Raw genomic sequence first — 25,472 nt, 5'->3', positions numbered from 1 at the left:
ACCCCATGTACCGCATCAAGCCCGCGCCGGAGCGACGTGTTCGCCAGCCGGACGGAACCCTATTGCCAGCCGCCGGCATTGTCGAGCCGCTGAGCAGCTACTGGCGCCGGCGGCGCGAAGATGGCGATGTCATCGTCGAGCTGATCAGCGAAAAACCCAAAACCCGACAGAAGAGAGGTGAGCGCTGATGGGCGCCTTCAACGATATCCCCGACAACATCCGGGTTCCGATTGTCGCCATCGAGTTCGACAACTCGGGCGCCGTTACCGGTACGCCTGGGCTGCTGTACAAGTTGCTGGTCATCGGCCAGATGCTGCCGACGGCTTCCGTCGAGCCCCTGACCGCGCACCGCATCACCAGCGAGAACCAGGGCGAGGCGCTGTTTGGCCGCGGTTCGATGCTGGCCGAGATGCTGCGCTACGCGCGCAAGGCCAACAGCTTCCTCGAAGTGTGGGCCATCGGTCAGCAGGAACTGGCAGCCGGCGCGGCTGCGGCTGGCTCTATCACGGTGGCTGCTGCTGCCACCTCGGCCGGGACGCTCGCGCTGTACATCGCAGGCGAGCGCCTGCAGATCGGCATCCAGGCCGGCAAGACCCCTGCCGAGCTGGCTGCCGCCATCGTCGCCGGTATCAACGCCAACACCCGCCAGCCCCTGATCGCAGCGGTCAATGGTGTGGACGACGCCAAGGTTGACCTGACTTGCCGCTGGAAGGGCGAGACGGGCAACACGATTCATGTGCAGGCCAACTACTACGTGGGTGAGGTACTGCCGCCGGGCCTGGCTCTGACCGTGGTTCAGCCCACCGGCGGCAGTGGCAACCCGGATGTAGGCGAGGCCATCGCGGTGATGGGTGACGAATGGTGGAACGCCGTCGCCATGCCCTACACCGACGCTGCCAACCTGGCGGTGCTGAAGCAGGAGCTGCTCGACCGTTGGGGGCCGCTGCGCGCGCTGGATGGCCTGGCCTACGCCGCGTTCCGCGGCACGCACGCCTCGACCGGCACATTCGGCAACCTGCATAACAACCAGTTGCTGACGGTCATGGGCTGTAACGAGGCGCTGACGCCGCCCTACCTGTGGGCCGCCGTCGATGCCATCGTGGCGACCCAGGCGCTGAACAACGACCCGGCGCGGCCGCTGAAGACGCTGCCCCTGCCTGGCCTGCTGCCGGCGCCGAAGGAGAAACAGTGGACGCTGGAGGAGCGCAACCTGCTGCTCTACGACGGCATCAGCACCCACACCGTCGACCGCGAAGGCAAGGTGCTGATCGAGCGGCAGATCACCACTTACCAGGACAACGCCGCCGGCCTGCCTGACCCGAGTTACCTGGACGTCACCACCCCGGCGACCCTGGGCTACTTCCGCTATGCCAACCGTGTGCGTATCACGCAGAAGTTTCCGCGCTGCAAGCTCGCGCCGGATGGCACCCGCTACGCGCCGGGCCAGCCAATCGTCACGCCCAAGGTAGTGCGCGCCGAGCTGCTGGCTCTCTACCGTGAGCTGGAGTGGGCTGGCCTGGTGAGCAACTACGACGACTACGCGGAGAGCCTGCTGGTCTGGATCGACGAGAACGATCCGAACCGCCTCAACGTCCACGGCCGACCGAACCTGGTCAACGGCTTCAACATCATGGCCATGAAGGCCGCATTCATCGTCTGAGGTGCCCTATGGCGCGAATGTTTGGAAAGGCCTACATCCGTGTGGATGGGCAAACGCTGCGCACCCTCAAGGGTGCCAGCCTGGAGGCGGGCGGCGAGGATCGCCAGCCCGTGGTGGGCAGCAACGAGGTGCATGGCTTCAGCGGTTCCATCACCCCGGCGACCATCGACTGCGAGGTGGCCATCGCGGCGGGTGATGATCCTGTCGGCCTGCATAACCGCATCGTCGATGCCACCGTGACCTTCGAGTGCGACAGCGGGCAGACCTACTCCGTCCGCCAGGCGTTCTCCTCGGTACCGCCCAAAATGACCGAGGGCGGTGACGGCGGCAAGGTTCCTATCAAGCTGATCGGTCAACCTGCGGAGTTGGTGTAATGGTCAAGGTCAAGGGAACCCTGAAGCACGGCCTCAAGGTGGGCGAGGAGCTCCACAAGGAGTTCGAGATGCGCGCCCACCTGGCCGGCGATATGTTCGACGCTGAGCTGGAGGTGAACCCGCACCGCCAGCCCATGACCTACAACGCTCTGCTGGCTGGCTTGAAGGTCGTGCGGCTCGGCACGCTGGAAGGGGCACTGGGGCTGGATGAGCTGCGCAAGCTGCACCCCGAGGACATCAAAATCCTCATCGACAAGTCGGAAGAGGTGCAGAAACAGGGAAAGTGAAGGCCAAGGCGATGGAACCGCTCATGGCCAAGTTCCTGCTCCTCGGCGTGAAAACAGGGTGGACGCTCGCGGAAATCCGCGGGCTTTCCCTGGAGGAGCTTGAGTTCTACTGCACGGCTCTTTTGTCCAGGTCGGGCAGCTAGCTTGATCTGGCGGAGGCTGGTGTCAGCTCGATGAGCCTGCTCGGTAACCCGCGATGGTAACCAGGGCCATAACTGTCCCCCCGACCCCAAGGCCGACTGGAGCCAGGTAGTCATCGCCCAGGCCCGCCATTCCAAGCATAAGGGCGCATACCAGCGACATCGCTAGCGCGCCCATCAACCACAGGAACGACCCCCCTAACCACAACAGCGTGGTGGCTGGGCGGTTGCCGCGTGCCGCCGCCGGAATGGCCAGGGCGACGATAAGCAGAATCAACAGAGCGAATCCCATGACGACAGAAAGCCTCAAGTTGGCGATGACCCTGGGTGCCAAGGATCAGACCGGGGGGTTGATCAATAAGACCAAACGGGATGTTCAGGGCCTCGGTCTGGCCAGTCAAGAGGTCAAGAAACACTTCGCGGACATGACCGGCTCGTTCGCCCAGGCGGCGGTCGGACTGTACATGGCCAACAAGATCAAGCCTGGCATCAATGCGGCGGCTGACCTGCAGGAGAGTCTGCTGGGGGTCAAGACTGAGCTGATGGGCGCTGTCGACGGCGCCGATGAGATGGCCAAGGCGATGAGCGACATCTCATCGACGGCCTTCCAGGTTCAGTCCTACACGCCATTCGACCAGGCGCAGATCGTCAACCTGGAAAAGGAGCTGATCAAATCCGGCGCCAAGGTTTCGCAGATCGTGGGCAAGCAGGGCGCAGCGGCTGCCGCTGCCGCGCTTGCCGCGTATGAGGGCATGGACGCAGCGCAGACCGGCAAAGGCCTGATCGGTATCGCCACACCGTTCAATGTGGCTGCCGACGGCTTCATGAACCTGTCCAACTCCATCGCCGCCGCGTCCTCGGCATCGACCACGGGCGCTGCGGAGATCGTCGAAGCGGCCAAATATGCAGCCGGACCGATGGCCTCTTTGGGGCGGGACACCGACGAGTTGTTTGCCCTGGTGGGTACCCTGGCGCAGGGCGGTATCCAGGGTTCCTCGGCTGGCACGAGCATCGCAGCGTTCTTCCGCCAGGCGGTGAAGATCGATGCGCTGAAGGATGCCAACGGCAACCTGAAGTCCACCACCGAGATCATCGACACCCTGAAGCAGAAGCTGGGCGGGTTGGGTGAGGCAGACCGGCTGGCGAAGCTGAACAAGCTGTTCGGCGACGAGGGCGCCCGGGTTGCGCTCAACCTGATGCGGGAGGGAGCGGGCAGCTATCAGGATATCGTCGAGCAGATGGCTAAGGCGCTGCCACTTCAGCAGAAGATGGAAGAGCGCATGAAGGGCTTCAATGCCCAGCTGGAAAGCCTCAAGGGTACGGGCAAGTCCACTATCGCGACGTTGTTCACCCCAGCGCTTGATCCGCTCACGGCGCTGATTGCCAAGACCAACGAGTGGACAGGCGCGCTCGGTGAAGCGGCCCAGCAGAACGAAATGCTCGCGCAGGGTGCCTCCTACGCCGGCTTGGCTGCGGCTGCTGGTGGCCTTGCCTATGGCGCGTACCAGATCGCCAAAGGCACCGGCTCCGGCATGAAGATGCTGAAGGCCCTCAAGGGCGTGGGTGGTGACGCCGCCGGCATCGCCAAGGGCAAAGCCATCGAAGCTGCTACGGGTGTCACTCCGGTATTCGTGACCAACATGCCAGACACTGGCATGGCGGGGGCGCTAGGAGGTGCGGCAGACCTGGCCCAGGCCATGGGCAAGGCCCCCAAGATATTCGGCAAGCTGCGCACCACGGCGGCCCTGTTGGGTGGCTCCTCGCTGAGTGCGCTGCCGTCCTTTGGGGCAGGTGCCCTGGCTACCAGCGCTGGGGCGGTGGGTGCAGCCGGCGCCGCTGGCTACGGTGTCGGCACATTGATCAGTGACAACCTGCTCACCGACCAGGGGGCACTCGGTACCAAGACCGGCCAGGCCATTGGCGAAGCCATCGGCGAGGCAGTCGCCTACGCACTTTCGCCATTCAGCGAAGAAGCCCGCCAGGCCATCGCTAACAACAAGATGGCCGAGCAGATGGCGGCCGAGGTCGGGGGCACCATCAACATCAAGGTCGACTCCGAGGGGCGCGCCCGCGTCCAGTCCGTCGAAAAGAAAGGGCAGGTCGATATCGACGTTTACAGCGGAGCCATGATGGGCCCGTGAAGAGGTGAGTAATGGCCTGGCGAGATGAGATGCGCCCCGGATCGTTCCGTGGCGTTCCGTTTTACATAGAAGGTTCCGATCAGTCCGGCGGTCGCCGCTCGATCCTCGACGAATTCCCGCTGCGCGATTTGCCGTCGACCCAGGACATGGGCCGCAAGGCGCGGCAGTACGTGCTCGACATGTACGTGATCGGCGCGGACTACATGGCTGCGCGCGACAAGTTGATCGAGGCGCTCGAAGGGGCTGGCCCCGGCACGCTGATGCATCCTTATCGCGGCGAGCTGCAGGTGATCACCTACGGCGAGTACCGGGTGGTCGAGTCCACCCGTGAGGGCGGCCTGGCACGGATTACCCAAACCTTCGCCGAAGCGGGCGAGGAACCCCGCCCCGACGGGAGTCCGGTTCCTGGCGTTGAGGTAAATGCTAGGGCCGACCTTGTACAACAAGAAGCGGTGGAAGAGTTCGCGCAGGATTGGAATGTGGCCGACTACGCCAGTTTCGTTGGTGAAGAGGCAGTCACCATGTTGCAGGAAGCTACCGCTTGGGTATATCAGGCTGGCGGGGTCATGGGCGGAGGCGCCCAGCTATCCGGCCTCTATAACCGGCTGACGGGCAGCCTGGCGCAGCTTATCCTGGCGCCCGGCAATCTCGCCGCAAGCCTGCTGGGACTGGTTAGGGGGCTTGGGTCAGGCACCGACCCAATCTCGGCGCTCAAGGCGCAGATGTCATTGTTCAACTTGGGAAGCCGACCCAAGGTGCCAGTGCCGCAAGGGTACAGCACTCCCGGACGCATGCAGGTCGCAAACAATCAGCAGGCCGTATATCGCTTGATTGAACGTGCCGCCGCTGTCGAGGCATCGCGGCTGGCCACGGGGCGGCCGGTGACTCCAGACGGTCAGGTTGCGCCAGGCGTCGTTTTTGAAAGCCGTGACGATGCAGTGCAAGTTCGAGACCAGCTTGTGATCGAGTTGGATCGCCTACAGCTCGCCGCTCGCCCGGAGCGTTACCGCAGCCTGGCTGCTCTTTGTGCGGCCGTGGTCGCAGATATGAACCGCAGATCGGCTTCTCTGGCGCCGCTGGCTGAATACCAGTTGTTGGATACGCAGCCAGCCTTGCTCATCGCTCATAGGCTCTATGGTGATGCGAGCAGAGCCAGCGACATCATTGCCCGCAACAAGATCAAGCATCCGGGCTTCGTGCCGGGTGGCCAGGTGCTGGAGGTGCTCAAGAATGCCTGAAGTCGTGCTCGAGGTCGGGCGTACTGAGTGGGGCGGATGGAAGGGCTACCAGGTCAACGTTGGGATTCAACAGCTTGCCGGTGGGTTCACTCTGCAGCTCACCGAGCGTTGGCCAGGGCAGGCGACCCGCCGAGAAATCCCGGAGGGCGAACCCTGCGCCCTGCACTATGACGGCGAGGTGCTGATTACCGGCTACATCGATTCGGTGGATCCGACCTATGACTCGCAGTCGCACTCGGTCACGGTGACCGGGCGCGACAAGACGGGCGACCTGGTGGATTGCTCGGCTCCGCCCACGCAGTGGATTGGCCGCAGCCTGGCGGATGTCGCTCGTGAGCTGCTCAAGCCCTATGGCATTGGTGTGGTCGACGAGGCCGGTGCCAACGCTCCATTCAAAAGCCTGAAGCCGACCGATGGCGAGACTGTCTTCGAGATGCTGGATCAGGCTGCGCGCATTCGCGGCGTAATGCTGATTACTGATGGTCGCGGCAACCTGGTGATCACTCGTGCCGGCGTCGGAAGGGCAGATGATCGCCTGGTGCTCGGCGAGAACATTCTCACCGCCAACGGCCGCCGTGACCGCCGCGACGTTTTCAGCAAGTACACCCTGAAGGGGCAGACACAGGGCAGTGACTTTAACTTCGGTGAGTCCACCAGCGTACTGGCGTCGGCCAGCGACAACCGTGTGAAGCGTCACCGACCGCTGACCGTGATCGCCGAAGGGCCGCTCGATGCGCAGGGCGCCCGTGACCGTGTCGAGTGGGAGCGGAATGTGCGCTGGGGGCGGTCGCAGGCAATCACCTACCTGCTCAGCGGTGCCCGCCAGCGTTCGGGAAAACTCTGGCGGCCCAATCTGCTGGTAGCTGTCGATGACGCCTACCAATACCTGCGCGGCGCCGAGCGACTCATCACCGATGTCGGCTACTCGCTCGATGATCAGGGCGAGCGCGTAAGCGCGACCGTCATGCCGCGCGAAGCCTTTGACCTTATCCGCCAACCTGAGCCGGAGACAACCGATGCGTGGAATTGAACGGCTGCTGCGCCCCCTGCGGCGTGGCCTGGCCAGCGTAGTTGCCCGGGGCGTGGTGATGCTGGTCAACGATGCAGCCAAGATGCAGGCGCTGCAGGTGCGGGTCATGGCCGACGAAGTGCTGGACGACGTCGAGCACTGGCAGCCCTATGGATTCAGTGCCCATCCCCTGGGCGGTGCCGAGGCCCTGGTGCTGGCGGTTGGTGGTCACCGTGCGCACAGCGTGGTGGTCTCCTGCGGTGATCGCCGCTACCGCCTCACCGGCATGCAAGGCGGCGAGGTGGCCATCTACACCGACGAGAAGGACAAGATCCATCTCAAGCGTGGCCGGGTCATCGAAGTCGAGACGCATACGCTCAACATCAAGGCGGCGGACTCGGTGAATTTCGAGACTCCCCTCATCACCCAGACCGGCCAGATCGTTGCGCAACAGGATGTCGTGGCAGCAAACGTCAGCCTGATCCAGCACCCACATCGCAATGTGCAGCCGGGGTCGGGCCAGAGTGGCGCTCCAATAGCGGGAGGTGGCTGATGGGCGACCTTGCGCTTGCGTGGACTGATTCCGGCGCCGACCTGGTTTTCGAGGGCGGCGACCTGGCGACTGATGACAGCCTGCTGACTGCCACCATCATCAGCCTGATGTCCGATCGTCGAGCCCGGGCAGATGACCAATTGCCCGAAGGTGGGCGAGACCGCCGTGGTTTCTGGGGGGACGCCTGGGCAGTGGTGCCGGGCGATCAACTCGGGTCGCGCCTCTGGCTGCTCGGCCGCGAGAAGGAACTACCCGAAACCGTGCGGCGTGCTCGTGAGTACGCTGAGGAAGGACTGGCCTGGATGATCAAGGATGGCATCGCCGCCCGCGTCGATGTAACCGCCAGCGTACCGCGGCGCGGCATGCTCGGGCTGTCCGTGGCGATCCATAAGCTTGATGGCAACATCGAAAACTTTCAATACGAATTCATCTGGGACGCACTCTGATGACCTTCATAATGCCAACTCTGGTCGAGCTGCGAGACCAAGCTGCGGCCGATATCGAAACCTTCCTCCCGGGCAGCGACGCCCGCACTAGGCGCACCGTCACCGGCGTGCTCGGGCATGCCATAGCGGGTGCGGCCCAGGGGCTGCACGCTAACATTCAGGCCCGCGAGCGAAACTTCCTTCCGGATGATAGGGCCGAAGCTGAGGGCGTAGAGCGTTGGGCGACGCTACTCGGGTACTGGTACCTGGACGCTAATGCGGCCGCTGGGCCGCTGACCGTGACCGGCAGCGTCGGTGCGGTGCTGAGTGCCGGTACCCGCCTGCAATACAGTGACGGCACCGAATACGCCACAACGGTCGACCTGACTCTGACTGGCACGACTGGCACTGTGCCGGTCGAAGCGCAAGTTTTTGGCGCGGCTGGCAACCTGCCAGTCGGAGCCAAGCTGACCCTGCTTAGCCCAGTTGTTGGTATCAGTTCTACCCTGACCGTAGCCGGCAGTGGGCTGACTGGTGGTGCTGATCAGGAGAGTCTGGATGCGTTGCGCGCCCGCGTCCTGTCGCGCCTGCGTCAGCCGCCGATGGGTGGCAGTGCGGCGGACTATGAGACCTGGGCGCTGGAGGGGCACGCCGCTGTAACTCGAGCTTGGGTCTCGCCGCTGGAGCAGGGCGCCAATACGGTGGTCGTGCGGGTGGTCACTGATAATGAAGCCGACCTGATCCCAACTGCACCAGTTCTGGATACGGTGCTCGCCTATATAAACGTCAAGCGTCCCGTGACGGCCGAGGTCTTTGTAGTTCCCCCGATCGCGGTGCCGCTCAATTTCGAGATACAGCTCACGCCAGATACAGCGGCTCTTCGCGCTCTAGTGGCCAGCGCCCTGCAGGATCTGCTCCGCCGTGAGGCAGAGCCCGGCGGCACCATCCTACGTACGCATATTGCTGAGGCCATTAGCACCACTGTCGGCGAGACCGATCACGTGCTGCAGTCGCCGGTTGCCAATGTTGTCCACGCTGCCGGAGAGATGGCGGTATTTGGGAGCATTACATGGCTGTGAACGGAGAAGACTACGGCCGGCAGCTCGGTCAACTGCTGCCACCGGGGCTCGCCTGGACTACCGATCCGGCCAGCCAGTTGCAGCGTTTGCTGCGAGCCTTCGGTGAGGTCTTGGCCCGTGCCCATCGTCGTGCTGACGACTTGGATCGGGAGATTGATCCCTCGACGACTCACGAGATACTGGATCGCTGGGAGGCCGCCCTGGGGCTGCCGGACAAATGTTCAGGCGCGCTGGAAACCACCCTGCAAGGGCGCCGTAACGCCTTGGTGGCCAAGCTCTTTGCTACTGGTGGCCAGTCGGTGGCGTTCTTTCTGGGCGTAGGCCTTTCGCTCGGCTTCGACGTGACCATCAGCGAGTTCCGTCCGTTTCGCGCGGGCCGCTCTGCGGCCGGTGATCCGCTGACCAATGGCGACTGGGTCTATGCCTGGCGGGTCAATGCTCCGGAGACCACGGTGATTTCGTTCCGCGCGGGCCGCTCTGCGGCTGGCGAGTCTTTGCAGTCGTGGGGCAACGATGTTTTGGAGTGCAAGCTAAACCAGCTTAAGCCAGCCCAAACCATCTTGCTTACGGGCTATGGTGCCGCTGAAGCAGAAGGCATCTACCAGTCCGCAGATCAATTGTTCTTCGCAGCGAACTATACGCTGCCCTCTAATTTGGAGTCAGTATGAGCCTGCCAGCCGACATCAATGATCGCTATGTAGCTGCTGCTGAAAAGGCCGAGAGCGGATCCGAGATCATCCGCCGGTTCGCTAACGACCCGGCCGGAACATTGATTCCGACGGAATCAGGGCCACTACCAAGCCTTGCGGAGTTTCTGGCCCAGCATGGTGATGCCTTGGGCAATGTTCCTCAGCTACAGACCGATGTTGAGGGGTTGAAGCTGTACCAGCAGGATCTTGAGTCTGAGGTTGATCCTCTGAAGGGCGCTTACGTTCTCGGCCGATCCGTCCTGTGGTTTAGAGATGTATCTGTTGCAAGGGCAGTTCCTGGACGCTATGACGGCGATACCGCCATGCTCGCCAGCTATAGCGTCAATACCTATGGCGTTGGTGGCGGACAGCTCGTGTGGGACGCAACCAGCAATATTGGCGACAACAACGGCACGGTCTTTCAGGTTACTGGAGTACCCGTAGGTCGGTGGGTGAGGCTATACCGCGACCACTTTATTGATGGTGAGCAGTTCGGAATCGTGGCCAATGGTCAGGACTACGCAAATGCATTGGAGGATGCCGTTGGCGAAGCTTCGCTGGCAGTGAGTGGCGCACAAGGTATGCGTATCAATCTCCCTCGGGGGAAGATTGGAATCTCAAGAAAAATAGTTCAGCCCAACCGCGTGGCAATCCATGGTGCGAACGGTCGAGGCACCATCATTCAGGCGCTGGATGGATTCGTCGACGACTGCATGATTGATGGTAACAACGGAACATCCAGCATGTTCGGCAGCCGACTGGTCGACCTATGGCTCGACATGCGCGCTCAGGGCGGGCCAGACGGTCGCTGCATCTACACAGTGGCCATGCAAGAAACCTGCGGACTTGAGCGGGTACTGTTGATGAACTTCAACAAGTACGGGATGGAATACAGCAGTGGCTATGGTGGCGCGGCGTATGTACCGCTCAAGGATGTAGAGATTTTTGCGGGAGGGATGGGCACTACCCCAGCCGCTGGAATCCGTATCAACCAAGTGAGCCTAGTTGGTGGTTTTGTCTTATCTGTGGATGGGGCAACTATCGCGGGATCTCCACCAGGTGCAGCAACACCTTACCAGTTGCCTGTCGGTATCAGTCTGGTCAACGACACATTCGTTGGGCGGGGGCTTCATTTTGAGGCCTGTGCGGACTGCGTGGTTTCAAGCGGCGCTGGCTCGGTGAGCATTGACACTATTACGGGCTCATCTAACGGAGTCGTTGGTTCTCTGGTGACATTGGGTTCAACCTGGACAGGCACGCTTAACGTTCGGAACTCGTTGACTAACGGTGCTGCAAATCACGTCAAGAACAATGCAAACGGGAGCGTGATCCCGGCCAGTGCTGGTATGCAGCCTCAAATCACCTATCCCGATAAAGGGCAATCGGCAGCCTTAGGCTGGGTTGTGTTTGACGCTAGTTCCATAGCCGTGGGCGCTCAATGCACGATTATTTCCAAGTCCTCGAACATTGGCGGAGTGCTCAAAACCGCGGTGGGTCGGTTCACTGTGCAGTGGGCCTACTCGATGCCGGCCGGTAAGTCACGCAGTGTTGGCGGTGGCATAACCAACCTGAACAACACCGACCCTATAAAAGTCGTCCACACCGGTAGTACTACGGGTGGTGAATTTATTGAGGTCAGGCGTAAAACAGGGGACTCAACATGGGGCGACTTCGACCCGCAGCGCATGCACCTGCAATTTTTTGGCGATCGCCTATAGGAGCTACAAGATGCATAGAATTGATGTGCCGTCGGCTGCAGCCGGTAACCAATTTACCGAGGGCAGCCCTGCTGGCGGTGTACCGGCGACCACAGTTACAGCCGATTGGCTGAACGATGTTCAAGGAAACATCGCGGAGGTTGTCGAAGCCGCTGGGATTGAGCTGGTGAAGGGGGACTTTGGGCAGCTACTCGGCGCAATCCAGGCTTTGTCCACGATTAGCCTTGGGGCGGGTGGCATCGCCACGAACGACTACGTGAAGATTCCATTCAAGGACAAAGCAACCGGATCTCGTCGAGAGCTTATTTTTCAGTTTGGAGTTGCCTCTATTACAGGTGGAAGTCCGCTGACAGTCACGCTACCGATTGCCTGCACGGTATTTAACAAAGGATTTGCCCAGTGGGGTTCCGCGGCATTTTCAGGGGGCGTTAGTTCAAAAGGATCGTTTGCCGTGCACTCGCCAACTCTCGGTACCATCACTATCAGCCCTACCGATGCGACCGGCACATTTTCTGTCTTGTGGTTCTCGTTTGGCGTTTAATGAAGGATAGATATATGACCATGTTCTACGATGCTGTCACTGGTTTTTTTCATGACTACAGTAGGCCTGGATTTGCTGAGGTCAGCCACGAGCGTTGGGTGGAGCTTATGGGGGCGTCAGGGCGCGGGAATGTCATCATTCCTGATAGCAACGGTGTGCCCACAGAGGTTGCACCCTCTAAGCCTGTTTTGAATTGTGATCAGGTTCGCTGGATGCGACTTGAGGCATATCGAATTGAGTCCGATCCTCTGAAACTAGAGGCTGAGCATGACGCCTTGGTTTCAGGTGGCGTGCCAGACTACACGGCCTGGCTTGCTAAGGTTGAAGAAATCAAACTCAGATTCCCACTGCCTCAGACTTAGCCAGGCGTGCTGTCCTGATCATCGTGGAGCCCAGCCTGATTAGGGGCTTTTCCAACAGGTGATACATCGCGATGGCGATGACTATGCACACCATAATCCAAGAGTAGCGCCACAGCTCCGCAGCCCAATCTGGCACACCGAACATGAGCTTGTACTTTATCCGGCCCATGTTAATCAGGATTACCCAGTGAACCAGATAGAGCGAGTAGGAGGCATTTCCTATTTCTACCAAAGCGCGTTTGAAGAGGGAGCTAACCTTCTGCGCCGCTGTTTCAATGTTCAGTGCCCCTATCACAGTCAGCGTGAAGCCGATCGCGACGCCCAGATAGCGAGCAATAATGCGTATTTCAGGCGTCGCGCTCTTCATTAGTGTGATAGAAGCCCAAATTACAAGGGCTGATGCTGAGAGTGCAAAGGCTGGATTTATAAATGAAAGGCGTTCGCGCATGCTGTGGGCGAGTATTCCGCCTAGGAAACACAGGTTGAATGGTGATACCAAGTGAAAGTCCCAGAACTTAATCACCGTTCCAGTTGCAAAAAGTGCCTCCTTTACTAATCCCGCTATTCCTAATAAGCCAACAACTATTGCTAGGTGTCGAACGCTTCCAAAGCACAGAACTAGCGCGCTCGTGACATAGAAAATAATTTCGTGCTCCAAGCTCCAGCCAACGCCGTATGCTGGTGATCCATTGATTGGGAGAATCGCAAGTGACGCTAGGAGGTTTTCTAGAGTCAGTTCCTTGGGGCCGAAATGCAGGCCGGAACTCGAGTAGAGGTAAAAAGATAATAAACAGAAGACCCAGTATATTGGGTAGATTCGGAAGAATCGTCTGGCTGCAAAGTCGGAAAGGCTAAATTGCTTGCCGCTGGTGATATGCGCGATGATGAATCCGCTTATGACAAAGAACAGGTCAACGCCTAGGTATCCATACTTTCCTATAAATGGAACATTGAACTTGTACTCGGCGGGAAAGCTCGCGACCGCGAAGTGAGAGTGGAAAATAACCACGGTAAGAGCAGCAATTGCTCGAAGAATCTGTATCGATTCAAGTTTTTTATCCATTTGCGCCCACTCTAGTGAATCGCGCCGCTGTACCTGCCTGTCTGGCAGCGCTCCATCAAAAGACGGGACTTTAGTGGAATCCTCGGATCAAGGCCAGTAGCTGCTTAGCTGATTCAGATCCGCAGGGAGTATGAATCCTTGGTTCAGCTACTCCACGTCATGCCAACGCTCGCGCACATGCGGGCTTTTTTTTCGCCTGGAGAAACCTATGTCGCCCTCCACCCCTCGCGGCGTTCGCAACAACAACCCCGGCAACATCGACTTCAACCCGCGCAACAACTGGCAAGGGCAGCTCGGCCTGGAGCTGGGTGTGCCGCGCCCGCGCTTTGCCCGCTTCGACACGCCGGAGAATGGCATCCGCGCACTGGGCAAGTTGCTGCTCAACTACCGCGGCAAAGACGGTATGCCGGGCGTAGGCGGGCCAGGTATCGACACTGTGCGCGAAACCATTAACCGCTGGGCGCCAGGTAACGAAAACGATACCGAGGCCTACATTTCCGCCGTCGCCAGGGCGCTCGGCGTCAAATCCGATACCGTCATCGACGTCCGCCAGCGCCCGGTGCTGCGTGCGCTGGTTGTCGAGATCATCAAGCACGAGAACGGCGGTCAGCCCTACAAAGCGGAAGTGATCGATGAAGGCGTGCGGAGAGCGCTGGCATGACCTGGCTGAAACTGATTCCGGCCTGGGCTTGGGCGCTGCTACTCGGTCTGTTGCTGGTGGCGGGGCAGCAGATCCGTGTCAGCCTCCTGCAGACCGAGCTGGAGACCGAGCGCCAAGCCCGGCTCGATGACGCCGGCAAGCTCGGCGCCTGCCGCACTACGCGCACGACGTTGCTCGGCCAGGTCATTGAGCAGAACGGCGCCCTGGCGGAACTGCGCGCCGCCGAGCAGGAGCGCGCCGCCCGTGTCCGGGATGTGCAGCAGCAGGCCGAGGGCAGGGCGCAGCAGGCAGATCAGCAGGCGCAGCTGGTATTGCAGGAGCGCACGCCGGCCGGCGTTGATGCCTGTGCCGCCGCAAGCCAGGCCTTCGACGATGAACTGAGACGGGAGCGTGGTCAATGAAGCGACTGATCGCCGTTCTATGCCTGGCCCTGGCGGGCTGCGCTGGCCAGGTTGCTGAGCAGCCAGAGCCTCTGGTGGTTCGAGTCGAGGTGCCCGTGCAGATCCCTTGCCGCATTGAGCGCGTGCCGCGGCCCGCGTTCGCTGTCGACTCGCTACCCATCGGTGCCTCAATTGCCGAACAGATGCGTGCGCTGCGAGCAGAGCGGCTGCAGCGAAAAGGGTACGAAGCCAGGCTCGAAGGCGCCGTGGCTGCCTGCCAGTAGGTATTCCACCGAATCAAAAGAGGGCGACCGCCCTGGGTGCGCCAACACCCGTGACGGCCGCCAGACCGCAGACCATCCCTGCAAGCCCAGCCTAGGCCCTCGCCTCGTGCACGAAGCGGCGAGAGCCTAGCACTGTTAATCCATACAGTAAAAGGTTTGCAAATGACCCAACCCATCATTCCTTGGATGGGCGGCAAGCGCCGCCTGGCCGACCGCCTCATTCCCCTGTTCCCGCCCCATGAGTGCTACGTCGAGGTCTTCGCTGGGGGCGCCGCGCTCTTCTTCCTGCGTCCGCAGCCGGCGCCCGTCGAGGTGCTGAACGATATCAACGGCGACCTGGTGTCGCTCTATCGCGTGGTGCAGAACCACGTCGAGGAGTTCGTGCGCCAGTTCAAGTGGGCGCTGTCCAGCCGGCAGCTATTCGAGTGGCAGAAGATCACCCGGCCGGAGACCCTCACAGATATCCAGCGCGCCGCGCGCTTCTTCTACCTGCAGCATCATGCCTTCGGCGCCAAAGTGTCGGGGCAGAACTTCGGTACGGCCACCACCGGGCCAGCGCCCAACATCATGCGCATCGAGGAGAACCTCTCGGCAGCATGGCAGCGCCTGGCCGGGGTGTATGTCGAGAACCTGTCCTGGCTGGAGTGCGCCGAGCGCTATGACCGGGCGCACACCTTCCTCTACATGGACCCGCCGTACTGGCAGACCGAGGGCTATGGGGTGGACTTCCCTTTTGACCAGTACCTGGCGATGGCCGATTTCATGCGCCGCTGCAAAGGCAAGGTGATGGTCAGCATCAACGACCACCCGGATATCCGCGTTGCATTCGAAGGCTTCCACATGGAGCGCATCGATATCCGCTACAGCAACACCAACCAGAGGCAAGGCACGGCTGACGTCACCGGCGAGCTGGTGATCATGAACTGGATACCGGCCGAACTGGGCGGGTTGTTCGACTCAATTTGACGGTAAAGAAAAGGCCTCGCGGATCGCTCCGTGAGGCCTTTTTTGTGTCTATAACTCTCGGATTTCGCCGCGTAGCTCGTGGCGTTCCGGCGTCATTCGTAAGCGTTAGTTCTTAGACGAATTTTCTATAAAGCCTTTTATAATCAATAGCTTATGCCTGTTTTTCCCGCTGGTGTTGCATCATCGGGGTGTGTGCGGAGAGATCGGTCATGCCTGGCCTTACGTGCGGTGGGTGTGACGAAGCCAAGAATTTTCCCACACTTCGCCATCGGCGTGGGGTGCGAATCCGACGCAATTAGTTTGTCGTGGTCTGCTCGTTGCCTGTAGCTTGCAGCCCCGTGAGGTACCTCTCTACAGGTGAGGGCGTGAGCGCTTGCTGCGTTATATCGCAAGTGTTTCCCGGATAAGCGCTTGGTGCCAGGCTTGGTCAATAGGCTATTTTCGTTGGAGTGAGAGAGGCGTGGATAAAATCACAGAATTGGCCGGATCCTTGGGGCGTGCGTTGCTGCATTCTGGTGCGCAGGTCACTACCGCTGAGTCCTGTACAGGAGGCGGAATTGCAGAGGCCATTACTCGTATTCCGGGCAGCTCGGCTTGGTTCGAGGCGGGCTACGTGACCTATTCCAATCGCCAGAAGGTGCGTCAGTTGCAAGTGCCTGAGACGCTGTTTGGCAGTGTCGGGGCGGTTAGTCGAGAAGTGGTCGAAGCTATGGTGTCAGGGGCTCAGGCTCAAAGCGGCGCTCGCTATGCCGTTGCGGTTAGTGGTATCGCTGGGCCTGATGGTGGCTCGATCGAGAAGCCCGTTGGCACGGTCTGGATGGCCTGGGGGGACGGCAATCATTTGTATGCAGTGCAACATCACTTCGCTGGAAATCGTGACAGTGTGCGCCGACAGACGGTCGAGGCCGCGCTGCATGGGCTTTTGCGGATGCTTAACGAGGAAAATCCCGGGGCGGGGTAGGCGTACGGCTTGCCCTGTGGAATAATACTGTCTACTTATACAGTTATTCGTGGCTGACAAGAGCTTGTGCATCCAAGCGCGGGAGGATTCCTGCAACTTGGATTCGGGCTCTAAGGCCCTCTTGAACACGTGAGGATGATATGGACGAGAACAAGAAGCGCGCCTTGGCCGCAGCCCTGGGTCAGATTGAAAAGCAATTCGGCAAGGGTGCAGTGATGCGTATGGGCGATCACGACCGCCAGGCTATTCCTGCTATTTCCACTGGCTCGCTTGGGCTGGACATCGCGCTTGGCATTGGTGGCTTGCCAAAAGGTCGTATCGTAGAAATCTACGGTCCGGAATCGTCGGGTAAAACCACCTTGACGCTCTCGGTTATTGCCGAAGCCCAGAAGCTGGGTGCGACATGTGCCTTCGTCGATGCCGAGCATGCTCTAGATCCAGATTATGCTGGCAAGCTCGGTGTGAATGTCGACGATCTGCTGGTTTCTCAGCCGGATACCGGCGAGCAGGCGCTGGAGATTACCGACATGTTGGTACGCTCCAATGCCGTTGATGTGATCATCGTCGACTCCGTGGCAGCTCTGGTGCCCAAGGCTGAGATCGAGGGCGAAATGGGTGATCAGCATGTGGGCCTTCAGGCGCGTCTGATGTCCCAGGCGTTGCGTAAAATTACCGGCAATATCAAGACTGCTAATTGCTTGGTCATCTTCATCAACCAGATCCGTATGAAAATCGGTGTGATGTTTGGCAGCCCGGAAACCACCACCGGTGGTAACGCCTTGAAGTTCTACTCCTCGGTTCGCCTTGATATTCGTCGCACAGGCGCAGTCAAGGAAGGTGATGAGGTAGTCGGCAGCGAAACCCGGGTGAAAATCGTCAAGAACAAGGTTGCACCGCCGTTCCGTCAAGCTGAATTCCAGATTCTCTATGGCAAGGGCATCTACCGTAATGGTGAGATCATCGATCTCGGTGTGCAGCAGGGCCTGGTGGAGAAATCCGGTGCTTGGTACAGCTACCAGGGTAATAAGATTGGCCAGGGTAAGGCCAATGCCGCCAAGTACCTCGAGGACAACCCGGCCGTTGCGCGAGAGATCGAAGGCCTGATTCGTGACAAGCTGCTGGTCAGCAGCTCGCCGACAAAAGCCGCTGCGCCCGAGACTGAAGACGCCGAAGTCGATTTCTAATCGATCATGCCTGTTGTGTTGGACAGCCCGGCCGCTGTGCGCCGGGCGGCCATGGACTTGCTGGCCCGGCGAGAGCATGGTCGTGTTGAGCTGGCCGGTAAGTTACGGCGACGCGGTGCCTCGGATGAATTGATCGAGTCGGTACTTGATCGTCTTACCGAAGAGGGGCTGCTCTCTGAAGCGCGCTATTTGGAAAGTTTCGTCTCCGCACGAGCGCGTTCTGGCCATGGTCCACTGCGTATCCGTGAAGAACTGGTTCAGCGAGGCCTCGCGCGTGCGCAGGTTGAGCAAGCGCTGCGCGATTGCGGTATCGACTGGTTTGCTCAGTTGCGCGATACCTGGCAGCGCAAGTTTGCTGGGCACTTGCCGAGCGATGCTCGCGAACGCGCTCAGCAGGGGCGTTTCTTGGCTTATCGTGGTTACGCCATGGATATGATCGCTCGCTTGTTGAGCGGACGTGGCGAGTGGGATTAACTGTTCAGATCGTTCATGTAGGCCAGCATGTCCGGCGCGCCTGCCTGTCGCAGACCTTCGCCCAGCGCGGTGGCTTGCGAATGATCTTTAGGCAGCAATAGTAGTTCGGGCGTCCCAGCGCTTTTCCAGAGCGACAGGCGTGCGTAAGGCATCCCACTATCCAGGAGTAAGGCCATGAATGCTGCGTCGTTCCAGGCCTCGCAGGGCATTGCCAGTACGTGATAACGCTGCCCCAGGCTTTTCAGCGCCTGGGTGTTGAGGTGGTAATGCGTCAGGTTTGCCGGTAGTACCACTTCTAGCCCGCGGCGACGTGCATAGACGACAGCCCCAGCGAAGCTCGCACCTTGCTGATCTCCTGCCCAGAAGGTGCGTGAGGCGAGCCAACTAGCCTGGCGCAATTCGATACGCTCGCCTGCCAGGTAACGAGGTAAGGCCAGGCTGAATGTGCGGATGAAGTCCTTGTAGCTGATGATGCGAACCTGTTTGCAGTGTTCGCTCGTGGTGTAATCCTCGAAGGTTCGATAGGTCGTACCGCTGATAAGGGGGCTGGCGAAACCGTCGATCAAGCGTAGGTCGAAGGCCGGTAACATCTGTTGCTCGATGGATACCACGCCAGCCAGTGCGGCATGCGCTTGAGCTTTATCCTCCTGCACGGGGCCGGAGAGTGCATCGCGGGGTAGATCGACTAGGCGATAAAGTGGTGGGCCATCTTGCCAGGCAATACTATTGCCAGGTATTGGCAGTGGCTTGAACGGAAGATGCAGGGTGCTTGCGCGCAGGAATATCTGACGCGCTGTGCGTCCGATCAATCCCAGGCGTTGGGCTAGCGAGGTCAGCCTGGCGCTAAAAGTCTGAGACTCGGGCAGATTCATGACCAGCTTACTGCTCCAGATTGGTTGGCTACAGTGTTGCAGGCAGCGCTAGCTCTTGTCTGTATGTAGCTGTTTCGGCAAAAAACGCGGGGCATGGACTGTGGCACAATAGAAGCAGTCATTTGCGAGGGTGCCTCCATGCCCAGCCTGGTGCTGGATATCGCGTTATCGACAGAGCGGGTGCAGGCCATCTATCGCGGCCATGCCAACCGGATTATGGCGCAAAGCCGCGATGGCCGCCGGGTTAGTTTACCCGCACATCATTTCCGGCCCTTTCTGACTCATTCCGGTATCCATGGCTCCTTCGAGTTGGAGTTCAGTTCTGAAGGTGAGCTGCTGAGTTTGCGCAGATTGTCCTGATGTGAGCATGCGCCTCGCGCCGTTGGTGTATCGGCGGCTATAATCGCCGCCTTCCATCTTTTGCCGAGCTGAGCCTGTTCATGTACTCCCTGGCCCGCGAGCTACTATTTAAGCTGTCCCCTGAAACCTCCCACGAATTGTCGATCGATTTGATCGGCGCGGGCGGTCGCTTGGGGCTAAACGCGCTCCTGACCAAGTCGCCGACGAGGCTGCCGACTCAGGTGATGGGCTTGCAGTTCGCTAACCCGGTTGGTCTGGCGGCTGGTCTGGATAAGAATGGTGATGCCATCGATGGCTTCGCCCAGCTTGGCTTCGGCTTTGTTGAGATTGGTACCGTCACGCCGCGCCCGCAGCCGGGCAATCCCAAGCCGCGCCTATTTCGTCTGCCGGAAGCCGATGCCGTGATTAACCGCATGGGTTTTAACAACCTGGGTGTCGATCATTTGCTGCAGCGGGTGCGGGCGGCGAAGTTCAAAGGCGTTCTGGGCATCAATATCGGCAAGAATTTCGATACGCCCGTTGAGCGCGCGGTAGACGATTACTTGGCTTGTCTGGACAAGGTTTACGCACATGCCAGCTACGTGACGGTGAACGTCAGCTCGCCCAACACGCCTGGGCTGCGCAGCCTGCAGTTCGGTGATCAGCTCAAGGCCCTGCTCGAGGCTCTACGTTTGCGGCAGGAAGATTTGGCTCAGTTGCACGGCAAACGTGTGCCACTGGCTATCAAGATTGCCCCTGACATGAGTGATGAAGAGACTGCACTGGTGGCGGCTGCATTGGTTGAAGCTGGCATGGATGCGGTGATCGCCACCAATACGACCTTGAGCCGCGAGGGCGTCGAAGGTCTGGCGCATAGCGATGAGGCGGGGGGGCTTTCTGGGGCGCCGGTACGTGACAAGAGTACCCACGTGGTCAAGGTGCTGGCAGGGGAGTTAGGTGGTCGTCTGCCGATTATCGCCGTTGGCGGCATTACCGAAGGCAAGCACGCCGCAGAGAAGATCGCTGCTGGAGCGAGTTTGGTGCAGATTTATTCGGGTTTCATCTACAAGGGCCCAGCGCTAATCCGCGAAGCGGTGGATGCGATTGCCGCTTTGCGTAAATGAAAAGGGGCTCCATTGGAGCCCCTGGGCTTGCGCCCGCCGCCCGGATGGGGTCGGCATGGTGAAGTCTGAAGAGTCTCGGAGCCTGGCTAGCTAAGTAGCGAAGCCAGGCTCCTGAATCAGCCGACGGCGTGAAGTTCGTTGAGTCGATGAATACCGGCTGTGCCGGTGAGCCCGTCCCAGTTGTCGCCACGGCCCTCACGCCAGCCGTTAATCCAGGCTTGGCGTACCGATGGCAGGGTGAATGGGCAAAGTTCGCGGGATTTACCATTGATGCCGTATTGATAACCGCGCAGAAAAGCTCGTTCTAACGGATCACGCTTAAGTCTTCTCATAGGGTGTTGCCCTCACTGTTGACTGTTATGTCCCGTTGGCCTCGTGGCGAGGCCTGGCAGTTGAATGTCTGCCTGCGGAGGTCGCTGCCGGCGTGGCGAGTCTCCTGTGCGTTCACCGTTGCGGTGAAGCCATGGGTAGAGTTCTAACGAATGCCTCACGGCCTGTGAATGATCGATTTGTCATAAGGGCGTAACCTAATTGAGGGTCAGGCCATAAGTAGACTGGTCATGCGTCCAGTTGCCTTCAGCTAGGTAGCGTGGGGCCTGGGATGTAGCCACGGCGCTGTCACGGTGATGGCGCAAATGAGATTGCTGATTATTCCGACGAAGGGTCGCGCTGCGGCGCTTTGTCACTTACTGTAAGTCGAGGTGCGCCGCACCTTTTTATCTGCCACTGGCATTGGATGGTTCATGTCCGAGCGTTACGAAATCGTGCTTACCTGCCCCAAGGGGATCGAAGGTCTGCTATTGGAGGAGGCTCGCAGTCTCGGGCTTGAAGAAGCTCGCGAACAGACTGCAGCGGTAAGAGGGCAGGGCGATTTGGAGGTGGCTTATCGCTTGTGTCTCTGGTCGCGTCTGGCCAATCGCGTGTTGCTGGTGTTGTCGCGCTTCAGCATGGGTAGCGCCGAGCAGTTATATGATGGTGTCCAGGCCGTGGATTGGCGTGACCACCTTGAGCCGTTCGGTAGTTTGGCTGTCGAGTTCAGTGGCCATGGTTCCGGTATCGACAACACGCACTTCGGCGCACTGAAGGTCAAGGACGCCATTGTTGATCGTTTGCGTACTCGTACCGGTGAGCGACCAAGCATCGATAAGCTCAATCCTGACCTGCGTGTGCACCTGCGCCTCGACCGGGGCGAAGCCGTGTTGTCGCTCGATCTGTCCGGCCATAGCCTGCATCAGCGTGGTTATCGTCTGCAGCAGGGCGCCGCGCCTCTCAAGGAGAACCTCGCCGCGGCCGTGCTGATCCGTGCCGGTTGGCCGCGTATCGCCGCCGAGGGCGGCGCCTTGGCCGACCCCATGTGCGGTGTGGGTACCTTCCTCGTCGAGGCGGCGCTGATGGCGGCCGATATCGCCCCCAATCTCAAGCGCGAGCGCTGGGGTTTTTCCAACTGGCTCGGCCATGTGCCGGCTCTTTGGAAAAAACTGCATGCCGAGGCCGAGCAGCGTGCTGCCGCAGGTTTAGCCAAACCGCCGCTGTGGATTCGGGGCTACGAGGCCGATCCACGGCTGATCCAGCCGGGGCGCAATAACGTCGAGCGCGCCGGATTGGCCGACTGGGTGAAGATCTATCAGGGTGAACTCGGTACCTTCGAGCCGCGTCCTGATCAGAACCAGAAAGGTCTGGTGATCAGCAACCCACCTTACGGCGAGCGTCTAGGCGACGAGGCCAGTCTGCTGTATCTCTACCAAAATCTCGGCGAGCGCCTGCGTCAGGCCTGTCTGGGCTGGGAGGCTGCGGTGTTTACTGGGGCGCCGGAGCTGGGCAAGCGCATGGGGCTGCGCAGCCACAAGCAATATGCCTTCTGGAACGGAGCGCTGCCCTGCAAGCTGTTGCTGATCAAGGTACAGACCGAACAGTTCGTCACCGGTGAGCGCAAGGTGCGCAACGAGGAAGATGTGCCCGCAGCCGCCGAAGCGGCGACGTCGGCGCGCCTGTCCGAGGGCGGGCAAATGTTTGCCAATCGCCTGCAGAAGAACCTCAAGCAATTGGGCAAGTGGGCGCGTCGCGAGGGTGTGGAATGCTATCGCCTGTACGATGCCGATATGCCCGAATATGCCTTGGCGGTGGATCTGTACCGCGATTGGGTGCACGTGCAGGAGTACGCCGCGCCGCGTTCGATCGATCCGGAGAAGGCACAGGCGCGTCTGCTCGATGCCCTGGCGGCGATTCCGCAGGCGCTGGGCGTTGCTCAGAACCGTGTAGTGATCAAGCGTCGTGAGCGTCAGGCTGGTACCAAGCAGTATCAGCGCCAGGCGGCTCAGGGCCAGTTCATGGAGGTGGCCGAAGGCGGGGTGAAACTGCTGGTCAACCTGACCGACTACCTCGATACCGGCCTGTTCCTCGATCATCGTCCGCTGCGCCTGCGTCTGCAGAGAGAAGCCGCAGGCAAGCGCTTCCTCAACCTGTTCTGCTACACCGCGACGGCCACCGTGCATGCCGCCAAGGGCGGTGCGCGCAGCACCACTAGTGTGGATCTGTCGAAGACTTATCTGGACTGGGCACGGCGTAATCTCTCGCTCAACGGCTTTTCCGACAAACACCGCCTGGAGCAGGCCAACGTCATGGAATGGTTGCAGGCCGACCGCCAGGAATACGACCTGGTCTTCATCGATCCGCCAACCTTCTCCAACTCCAAGCGCATGGAAGGTGTGTTCGACGTGCAGCGAGATCATATCGAGCTGATCGACCTGGCCATGGCGCGTCTGGCGCGTGGCGGTGTGCTGTATTTCTCCAACAACTTCCGTAAGTTCCAGCTCGATGAAGGGCTGGCGGCGCGTTATCAGGTCGAGGAAATCAGCGCGCAAACGCTGGATGCGGATTTCGCGCGCAACGCCAAGATTCACCGAGCCTGGCGTTTCACTGCGCGCTAGGTAGGCGTGTGTCTTACTCGATTGAGTACAGGGCGGGTGAATGTAAAAAACATCATCCACCCGCCCTGCGCTTACCTCGGAGGCTCAGCGCTTCGGCTGTTTGTACAGATCCAGCAGCACTTGATCCAGAATGGAGCTGGCGCCCCAGGGTTTTGGATCGTTGAGTATGGCCACCACGGCCCAGTCCTGGCCGTTGCTGTCGCGGCTATAGCCGGCGATGGCGCGTACGTTATTCAGTGTCCCGGTTTTGATGTGTGCCTCACCTGCCAAGGGCGTGCGGCGCAGGCGTTTACGCATGGTGCCGTCCATTGCTACCAGAGGTAGGGAACTGCGAAATTCTGCGCTGTAAGGGCTGCGCCATGCGGCCTGCAGTATCGCTGCCATTTCCCGTGCGCTGATGCGCTCGTCTCGTGACAGGCCGGAGCCGTTTTCCATGACCAGGCGTGAGGCCGTGATGCCTTTGCGAGCCAGCCAATTGCGGATCACACGCTGGGCAGCCAGGCCGTCATCCTTGTCGGCACTGGTACGAAACTGTGCGCCAATGCTGAGGAATAGTTGCTTGGCCATGGTGTTGTTGCTGTATTTGTTGATGTCGCGGATCACTTCTACCAGATCTGGCGATTGTGCACGTACCAGCAGGCGTGCTTTCTCCGGCACCTGGCCCTGGCGATCGGCGCCGAGAATCGTGCCTCCCAATTCCTGCCAGATGCCGCGTACTGCACCGGCTGCATAGCTCGGATGATCAAGCAGTGATAGGTAGGTTTGTGCCGTGCAGCCCTCAGGCAGTTGACCGCTGACGATCAGAGTGAGGCCATCGTTTTGTTGCACCGGGTTGTAGCGTACGTCTGGCCAGGACGGGCAGGCCGCGGCCTTGAGTAGCTTGACTTGGTTATCGATGCGAATTGAGGCAATGGGCGGATCCATGGCGATCTTTACCTTGCCCTCGGCGGCGCGAGCAACGAAGCGCTGAGCCTTGAGGTTGACCAGTAGCGAGTCGGGTTTGACCAGAAAGGGCTTGTTCTCATCGCCGCCGTCGTCATTGAACGCGGGTAGCTGTGGGGTGACGAAGAAGCTGCGATCGAGCACCAGATCGCCCTGCACTTGTTGCACGCCATTGAGCCGCAGATCACGCAGTAGCAGCCAGAGCTTCTCCATGTTCAGTTTGGGATCGCCGCCGCCCTTGAGGTAGAGATTGCCCTGCAATACGCCGTTTTGCAGCGGGCCGTCGGTATAGAACTCGGTTTCCCAGTGGTGGGTCGGCCCTAGCAGTTCAAGAGCGGCGAAGGTGGTGACCAGCTTCATGGTCGATGCTGGGTTGACCGACACATCCGCGTTGAACTGCAAGCCGCCAGGTTGGCCACTTAGAGGCAGCGTCACCACGGACAGTGACTGGGTGGAAATCTTGTTCGCCCGTAAGGCTTTTTCGACATTGGCCGGTAGGTTGATCGAGTTGGCGGCGTGAGCGGTTAGAGCGAGGGGTAGCAGGAGGGCGCCGAGCGCCAGTTGGCGAAACCGTTGAATCATCGAGAAAACCTTCCGCAACGCGGAGCAACGATAGATGGGCGCGCCCATTATGCCGCACGGCTGTGTTTTTGCACGCGATCAAGACGGGCTATCGGGCGTGGAAACTGCTAGAGTGCCGCGCGTTATCACCTATGAGGAAAGTTACATGGCGACCAATCGTTCCCGCCGTCTGCGCAAGAAGCTCTGTGTCGATGAATTCCAGGAATTGGGCTTCGAGCTGACCCTGAACTTCAAGGCTGATCTGAGCGATCAGGTGATCGACAGCTTCATCGATCAGTTCCTGGACGATGCCATCGCCGGCAATGGTCTGGACTATGTCGGTGGCGAAGACTACGGCCTGGTGTGCCTGGCCAAACGTGGTTCGGTCAGCGAAGAACAGCGTTCTGCCGTCGAGGCCTGGCTCAAAGGCCGTGATGAGCTGGAAGGCTATGAGATCAGCCCGCTGCTCGATGTCTGGTACCCGGGAAACCCGATCAACCAGGCGTAAGTTTGCTGGA

Annotated in this window: 30 protein-coding genes; 25 read left to right on the top strand and 5 right to left on the bottom strand. The window is 60.0% G+C overall.

Features of this window, described 5'->3' with window-relative positions; all coding sequences use genetic code 11:
• Positions 1-5: 5 nt before the first annotated feature.
• The 4 genes from AERO9A_RS16825 to AERO9A_RS16810 are packed head-to-tail and all read left to right on the top strand — an operon-like array spanning position 6 to position 2,321.
• Positions 6-188: a DUF2635 domain-containing protein gene (locus AERO9A_RS16825; RefSeq protein ID WP_159973071.1), complete on the top strand. Its 183-nt coding sequence runs from the start codon at positions 6-8 to the stop codon at positions 186-188.
• Positions 188-1,660, top strand: coding sequence for a phage tail sheath subtilisin-like domain-containing protein (locus AERO9A_RS16820; protein WP_218580147.1), 1,473 nt, complete (start codon positions 188-190; stop codon positions 1,658-1,660). The genes AERO9A_RS16825 and AERO9A_RS16820 overlap by 1 nt, the downstream gene beginning before the upstream one ends.
• Positions 1,661-1,668: 8 nt before the next feature.
• The gene (locus AERO9A_RS16815; RefSeq protein WP_159973070.1) at positions 1,669-2,034 is read left to right on the top strand and encodes a phage tail tube protein; all 366 of its coding nucleotides are present in this window, start codon (positions 1,669-1,671) and stop codon (positions 2,032-2,034) included.
• On the top strand, positions 2,034-2,321 hold the full coding sequence (locus AERO9A_RS16810) for a phage tail assembly protein (protein ID WP_159973069.1): 288 nt from the start codon (positions 2,034-2,036) through the stop codon (positions 2,319-2,321). The genes AERO9A_RS16815 and AERO9A_RS16810 overlap by 1 nt, the downstream gene beginning before the upstream one ends.
• Before the next feature lie 165 nt (positions 2,322-2,486).
• On the opposite strand, the gene AERO9A_RS16805 is transcribed toward AERO9A_RS16810, so the two are convergent.
• Positions 2,487-2,753 carry a hypothetical protein gene (locus tag AERO9A_RS16805; RefSeq protein WP_159973068.1) on the bottom strand — a complete coding sequence of 89 codons (267 nt, stop codon included), beginning with the start codon at positions 2,751-2,753 and terminating at the stop codon, positions 2,487-2,489.
• On the opposite strand from AERO9A_RS16805, the gene AERO9A_RS16800 reads away from it, so the two are divergent.
• The 10 genes from AERO9A_RS16800 to AERO9A_RS22925 all read left to right on the top strand — a co-directional run bounded on the left by AERO9A_RS16800 (position 2,752) and on the right by AERO9A_RS22925 (position 12,216).
• Complete coding sequence (locus AERO9A_RS16800) at positions 2,752-4,602, top strand: phage tail tape measure protein (RefSeq protein ID WP_159973067.1); 1,851 nt, start codon at positions 2,752-2,754, stop codon at positions 4,600-4,602. The genes AERO9A_RS16805 and AERO9A_RS16800 overlap by 2 nt on opposite strands.
• 11 nt (positions 4,603-4,613) lie before the next feature.
• The gene (locus AERO9A_RS16795) at positions 4,614-5,840 is read left to right on the top strand and encodes a DNA circularization protein (RefSeq protein ID WP_159973066.1); all 1,227 of its coding nucleotides are present in this window, start codon (positions 4,614-4,616) and stop codon (positions 5,838-5,840) included.
• Positions 5,833-6,870, top strand: coding sequence for a phage baseplate assembly protein (locus tag AERO9A_RS16790; RefSeq protein WP_159973065.1), 1,038 nt, complete (start codon positions 5,833-5,835; stop codon positions 6,868-6,870). The genes AERO9A_RS16795 and AERO9A_RS16790 overlap by 8 nt, the downstream gene beginning before the upstream one ends.
• Positions 6,857-7,402, top strand: a complete 546-nt coding sequence (locus tag AERO9A_RS16785) for a phage baseplate assembly protein V (RefSeq protein ID WP_159973064.1) — start codon at positions 6,857-6,859, stop codon at positions 7,400-7,402. Before AERO9A_RS16790 ends, AERO9A_RS16785 begins: the two co-directional genes overlap by 14 nt.
• A complete protein-coding gene (locus tag AERO9A_RS16780; protein ID WP_159973063.1) occupies positions 7,402-7,848 on the top strand; it encodes a phage GP46 family protein in 447 nt (148 codons plus the stop codon). Before AERO9A_RS16785 ends, AERO9A_RS16780 begins: the two co-directional genes overlap by 1 nt.
• A gap of 11 nt (positions 7,849-7,859) precedes the next feature.
• The gene (locus tag AERO9A_RS16775; protein ID WP_218580146.1) at positions 7,860-8,906 is read left to right on the top strand and encodes a baseplate J/gp47 family protein; all 1,047 of its coding nucleotides are present in this window, start codon (positions 7,860-7,862) and stop codon (positions 8,904-8,906) included.
• Positions 8,897-9,574 (top strand): YmfQ family protein, encoded by a 678-nt coding sequence (locus AERO9A_RS16770; RefSeq protein ID WP_159973061.1) that lies wholly within the window; start codon positions 8,897-8,899, stop codon positions 9,572-9,574. The genes AERO9A_RS16775 and AERO9A_RS16770 overlap by 10 nt, the downstream gene beginning before the upstream one ends.
• The gene (locus AERO9A_RS16765; RefSeq protein WP_159973060.1) at positions 9,571-11,313 is read left to right on the top strand and encodes a hypothetical protein; all 1,743 of its coding nucleotides are present in this window, start codon (positions 9,571-9,573) and stop codon (positions 11,311-11,313) included. Before AERO9A_RS16770 ends, AERO9A_RS16765 begins: the two co-directional genes overlap by 4 nt.
• A gap of 10 nt (positions 11,314-11,323) precedes the next feature.
• Positions 11,324-11,854 (top strand): hypothetical protein, encoded by a 531-nt coding sequence (locus AERO9A_RS16760; protein WP_159973059.1) that lies wholly within the window; start codon positions 11,324-11,326, stop codon positions 11,852-11,854.
• 107 nt (positions 11,855-11,961) lie between these two features.
• Entirely contained in the window at positions 11,962-12,216 is a 255-nt protein-coding gene (locus AERO9A_RS22925; RefSeq protein ID WP_372239702.1) for a hypothetical protein, read from the top strand.
• On the opposite strand, the gene AERO9A_RS16750 is transcribed toward AERO9A_RS22925, so the two are convergent.
• Positions 12,191-13,279: an acyltransferase gene (locus AERO9A_RS16750; RefSeq protein ID WP_159973057.1), complete on the bottom strand. Its 1,089-nt coding sequence runs from the start codon at positions 13,277-13,279 to the stop codon at positions 12,191-12,193. The two genes, AERO9A_RS22925 and AERO9A_RS16750, sit on opposite strands and share 26 nt — an antisense overlap.
• Positions 13,280-13,487: 208 nt before the next feature.
• Between AERO9A_RS16750 and AERO9A_RS16745 the strand changes: the two genes are divergently transcribed.
• The 7 genes from AERO9A_RS16745 to recX all read left to right on the top strand — a co-directional run bounded on the left by AERO9A_RS16745 (position 13,488) and on the right by recX (position 18,189).
• Positions 13,488-13,940, top strand: coding sequence for a structural protein P5 (locus AERO9A_RS16745; protein ID WP_159973056.1), 453 nt, complete (start codon positions 13,488-13,490; stop codon positions 13,938-13,940).
• Positions 13,937-14,341 carry a hypothetical protein gene (locus AERO9A_RS16740; RefSeq protein ID WP_159973055.1) on the top strand — a complete coding sequence of 135 codons (405 nt, stop codon included), beginning with the start codon at positions 13,937-13,939 and terminating at the stop codon, positions 14,339-14,341. Before AERO9A_RS16745 ends, AERO9A_RS16740 begins: the two co-directional genes overlap by 4 nt.
• Positions 14,338-14,604: a hypothetical protein gene (locus AERO9A_RS16735; RefSeq protein ID WP_159973054.1), complete on the top strand. Its 267-nt coding sequence runs from the start codon at positions 14,338-14,340 to the stop codon at positions 14,602-14,604. Before AERO9A_RS16740 ends, AERO9A_RS16735 begins: the two co-directional genes overlap by 4 nt.
• Before the next feature lie 162 nt (positions 14,605-14,766).
• Complete coding sequence (locus AERO9A_RS16730; RefSeq protein ID WP_159973053.1) at positions 14,767-15,570, top strand: DNA adenine methylase; 804 nt, start codon at positions 14,767-14,769, stop codon at positions 15,568-15,570.
• 460 nt (positions 15,571-16,030) lie between these two features.
• Positions 16,031-16,531 (top strand): CinA family protein, encoded by a 501-nt coding sequence (locus tag AERO9A_RS16725; RefSeq protein WP_159973052.1) that lies wholly within the window; start codon positions 16,031-16,033, stop codon positions 16,529-16,531.
• A gap of 140 nt (positions 16,532-16,671) precedes the next feature.
• Positions 16,672-17,715, top strand: a complete 1,044-nt coding sequence (gene recA, locus AERO9A_RS16720) for a recombinase RecA (protein ID WP_159973051.1) — start codon at positions 16,672-16,674, stop codon at positions 17,713-17,715.
• Between the two features lie 6 nt (positions 17,716-17,721).
• A complete protein-coding gene (recX, locus tag AERO9A_RS16715; RefSeq protein WP_159973050.1) occupies positions 17,722-18,189 on the top strand; it encodes a recombination regulator RecX in 468 nt (155 codons plus the stop codon).
• Here recX and AERO9A_RS16710 read toward each other — a convergent pair.
• Positions 18,186-19,061, bottom strand: a complete 876-nt coding sequence (locus tag AERO9A_RS16710; protein ID WP_159973049.1) for a DUF6685 family protein — start codon at positions 19,059-19,061, stop codon at positions 18,186-18,188. The two genes, recX and AERO9A_RS16710, sit on opposite strands and share 4 nt — an antisense overlap.
• A gap of 138 nt (positions 19,062-19,199) precedes the next feature.
• Here AERO9A_RS16710 and AERO9A_RS16705 point away from each other — a divergent pair, with 138 nt between their 5' ends.
• Both AERO9A_RS16705 and AERO9A_RS16700 read left to right on the top strand, forming a co-directional pair.
• Positions 19,200-19,421: a DUF2835 domain-containing protein gene (locus tag AERO9A_RS16705; RefSeq protein ID WP_159973048.1), complete on the top strand. Its 222-nt coding sequence runs from the start codon at positions 19,200-19,202 to the stop codon at positions 19,419-19,421.
• Positions 19,422-19,501: 80 nt separating this feature from the next.
• On the top strand, positions 19,502-20,524 hold the full coding sequence (locus AERO9A_RS16700) for a quinone-dependent dihydroorotate dehydrogenase (protein WP_159973047.1): 1,023 nt from the start codon (positions 19,502-19,504) through the stop codon (positions 20,522-20,524).
• A gap of 116 nt (positions 20,525-20,640) precedes the next feature.
• On the opposite strand, the gene rmf is transcribed toward AERO9A_RS16700, so the two are convergent.
• Positions 20,641-20,856 (bottom strand): ribosome modulation factor, encoded by a 216-nt coding sequence (gene rmf / locus AERO9A_RS16695; protein ID WP_159973046.1) that lies wholly within the window; start codon positions 20,854-20,856, stop codon positions 20,641-20,643.
• A 411-nt stretch (positions 20,857-21,267) separates the two neighbouring features.
• On the opposite strand from rmf, the gene rlmKL reads away from it, so the two are divergent.
• Complete coding sequence (rlmKL, locus tag AERO9A_RS16690) at positions 21,268-23,451, top strand: bifunctional 23S rRNA (guanine(2069)-N(7))-methyltransferase RlmK/23S rRNA (guanine(2445)-N(2))-methyltransferase RlmL (RefSeq protein WP_159973045.1); 2,184 nt, start codon at positions 21,268-21,270, stop codon at positions 23,449-23,451.
• A gap of 84 nt (positions 23,452-23,535) precedes the next feature.
• Here the strand turns inward: rlmKL and dacB are convergent, their stop codons facing one another.
• Positions 23,536-24,975 carry a D-alanyl-D-alanine carboxypeptidase/D-alanyl-D-alanine-endopeptidase gene (gene dacB, locus AERO9A_RS16685; protein WP_159973044.1) on the bottom strand — a complete coding sequence of 480 codons (1,440 nt, stop codon included), beginning with the start codon at positions 24,973-24,975 and terminating at the stop codon, positions 23,536-23,538.
• A gap of 145 nt (positions 24,976-25,120) precedes the next feature.
• Here dacB and AERO9A_RS16680 point away from each other — a divergent pair, with 145 nt between their 5' ends.
• Positions 25,121-25,462: a YggL family protein gene (locus AERO9A_RS16680; protein ID WP_159973043.1), complete on the top strand. Its 342-nt coding sequence runs from the start codon at positions 25,121-25,123 to the stop codon at positions 25,460-25,462.
• Positions 25,463-25,472: the final 10 nt, after the last annotated feature.

Source organism: Pseudomonas sp. 8Z (assembly GCF_902506535.1).
GTDB lineage: Bacteria > Pseudomonadota > Gammaproteobacteria > Pseudomonadales > Pseudomonadaceae > Aquipseudomonas.
Note: the sequence above shows the minus strand (reverse complement) of the source record. Positions and strands in the feature narration are given on the sequence as shown.

Excerpts from the sequence above, each read along its gene's own strand:
- AERO9A_RS16825 (WP_159973071.1), top strand. The coding sequence starts at position 6 with ATGTACCGCATCAAGCCCGCGCCGGAGCGACGTGTTCGCCAGCCGGAC.
- AERO9A_RS16820 (WP_218580147.1), top strand. The coding sequence starts at position 188 with ATGGGCGCCTTCAACGATATCCCCGACAACATCCGGGTTCCGATTGTC.
- AERO9A_RS16815 (WP_159973070.1), top strand. The coding sequence starts at position 1,669 with ATGGCGCGAATGTTTGGAAAGGCCTACATCCGTGTGGATGGGCAAACG.
- AERO9A_RS16810 (WP_159973069.1), top strand. The coding sequence starts at position 2,034 with ATGGTCAAGGTCAAGGGAACCCTGAAGCACGGCCTCAAGGTGGGCGAG.
- AERO9A_RS16800 (WP_159973067.1), top strand. The coding sequence starts at position 2,752 with ATGACGACAGAAAGCCTCAAGTTGGCGATGACCCTGGGTGCCAAGGAT.
- AERO9A_RS16805 (WP_159973068.1), bottom strand. The coding sequence starts at position 2,753 with ATGGGATTCGCTCTGTTGATTCTGCTTATCGTCGCCCTGGCCATTCCG.
- AERO9A_RS16795 (WP_159973066.1), top strand. The coding sequence starts at position 4,614 with ATGGCCTGGCGAGATGAGATGCGCCCCGGATCGTTCCGTGGCGTTCCG.
- AERO9A_RS16790 (WP_159973065.1), top strand. The coding sequence starts at position 5,833 with ATGCCTGAAGTCGTGCTCGAGGTCGGGCGTACTGAGTGGGGCGGATGG.
- AERO9A_RS16785 (WP_159973064.1), top strand. The coding sequence starts at position 6,857 with ATGCGTGGAATTGAACGGCTGCTGCGCCCCCTGCGGCGTGGCCTGGCC.
- AERO9A_RS16780 (WP_159973063.1), top strand. The coding sequence starts at position 7,402 with ATGGGCGACCTTGCGCTTGCGTGGACTGATTCCGGCGCCGACCTGGTT.
- AERO9A_RS16775 (WP_218580146.1), top strand. The coding sequence starts at position 7,860 with ATGCCAACTCTGGTCGAGCTGCGAGACCAAGCTGCGGCCGATATCGAA.
- AERO9A_RS16770 (WP_159973061.1), top strand. The coding sequence starts at position 8,897 with ATGGCTGTGAACGGAGAAGACTACGGCCGGCAGCTCGGTCAACTGCTG.
- AERO9A_RS16765 (WP_159973060.1), top strand. The coding sequence starts at position 9,571 with ATGAGCCTGCCAGCCGACATCAATGATCGCTATGTAGCTGCTGCTGAA.
- AERO9A_RS16760 (WP_159973059.1), top strand. The coding sequence starts at position 11,324 with ATGCATAGAATTGATGTGCCGTCGGCTGCAGCCGGTAACCAATTTACC.
- AERO9A_RS22925 (WP_372239702.1), top strand. The coding sequence starts at position 11,962 with ATGGGGGCGTCAGGGCGCGGGAATGTCATCATTCCTGATAGCAACGGT.
- AERO9A_RS16750 (WP_159973057.1), bottom strand. The coding sequence starts at position 13,279 with ATGGATAAAAAACTTGAATCGATACAGATTCTTCGAGCAATTGCTGCT.
- AERO9A_RS16745 (WP_159973056.1), top strand. The coding sequence starts at position 13,488 with ATGTCGCCCTCCACCCCTCGCGGCGTTCGCAACAACAACCCCGGCAAC.
- AERO9A_RS16740 (WP_159973055.1), top strand. The coding sequence starts at position 13,937 with ATGACCTGGCTGAAACTGATTCCGGCCTGGGCTTGGGCGCTGCTACTC.
- AERO9A_RS16735 (WP_159973054.1), top strand. The coding sequence starts at position 14,338 with ATGAAGCGACTGATCGCCGTTCTATGCCTGGCCCTGGCGGGCTGCGCT.
- AERO9A_RS16730 (WP_159973053.1), top strand. The coding sequence starts at position 14,767 with ATGACCCAACCCATCATTCCTTGGATGGGCGGCAAGCGCCGCCTGGCC.
- recA (WP_159973051.1), top strand. The coding sequence starts at position 16,672 with ATGGACGAGAACAAGAAGCGCGCCTTGGCCGCAGCCCTGGGTCAGATT.
- recX (WP_159973050.1), top strand. The coding sequence starts at position 17,722 with ATGCCTGTTGTGTTGGACAGCCCGGCCGCTGTGCGCCGGGCGGCCATG.
- AERO9A_RS16710 (WP_159973049.1), bottom strand. The coding sequence starts at position 19,061 with ATGAATCTGCCCGAGTCTCAGACTTTTAGCGCCAGGCTGACCTCGCTA.
- AERO9A_RS16705 (WP_159973048.1), top strand. The coding sequence starts at position 19,200 with ATGCCCAGCCTGGTGCTGGATATCGCGTTATCGACAGAGCGGGTGCAG.
- AERO9A_RS16700 (WP_159973047.1), top strand. The coding sequence starts at position 19,502 with ATGTACTCCCTGGCCCGCGAGCTACTATTTAAGCTGTCCCCTGAAACC.
- rmf (WP_159973046.1), bottom strand. The coding sequence starts at position 20,856 with ATGAGAAGACTTAAGCGTGATCCGTTAGAACGAGCTTTTCTGCGCGGT.
- rlmKL (WP_159973045.1), top strand. The coding sequence starts at position 21,268 with ATGTCCGAGCGTTACGAAATCGTGCTTACCTGCCCCAAGGGGATCGAA.
- dacB (WP_159973044.1), bottom strand. The coding sequence starts at position 24,975 with ATGATTCAACGGTTTCGCCAACTGGCGCTCGGCGCCCTCCTGCTACCC.
- AERO9A_RS16680 (WP_159973043.1), top strand. The coding sequence starts at position 25,121 with ATGGCGACCAATCGTTCCCGCCGTCTGCGCAAGAAGCTCTGTGTCGAT.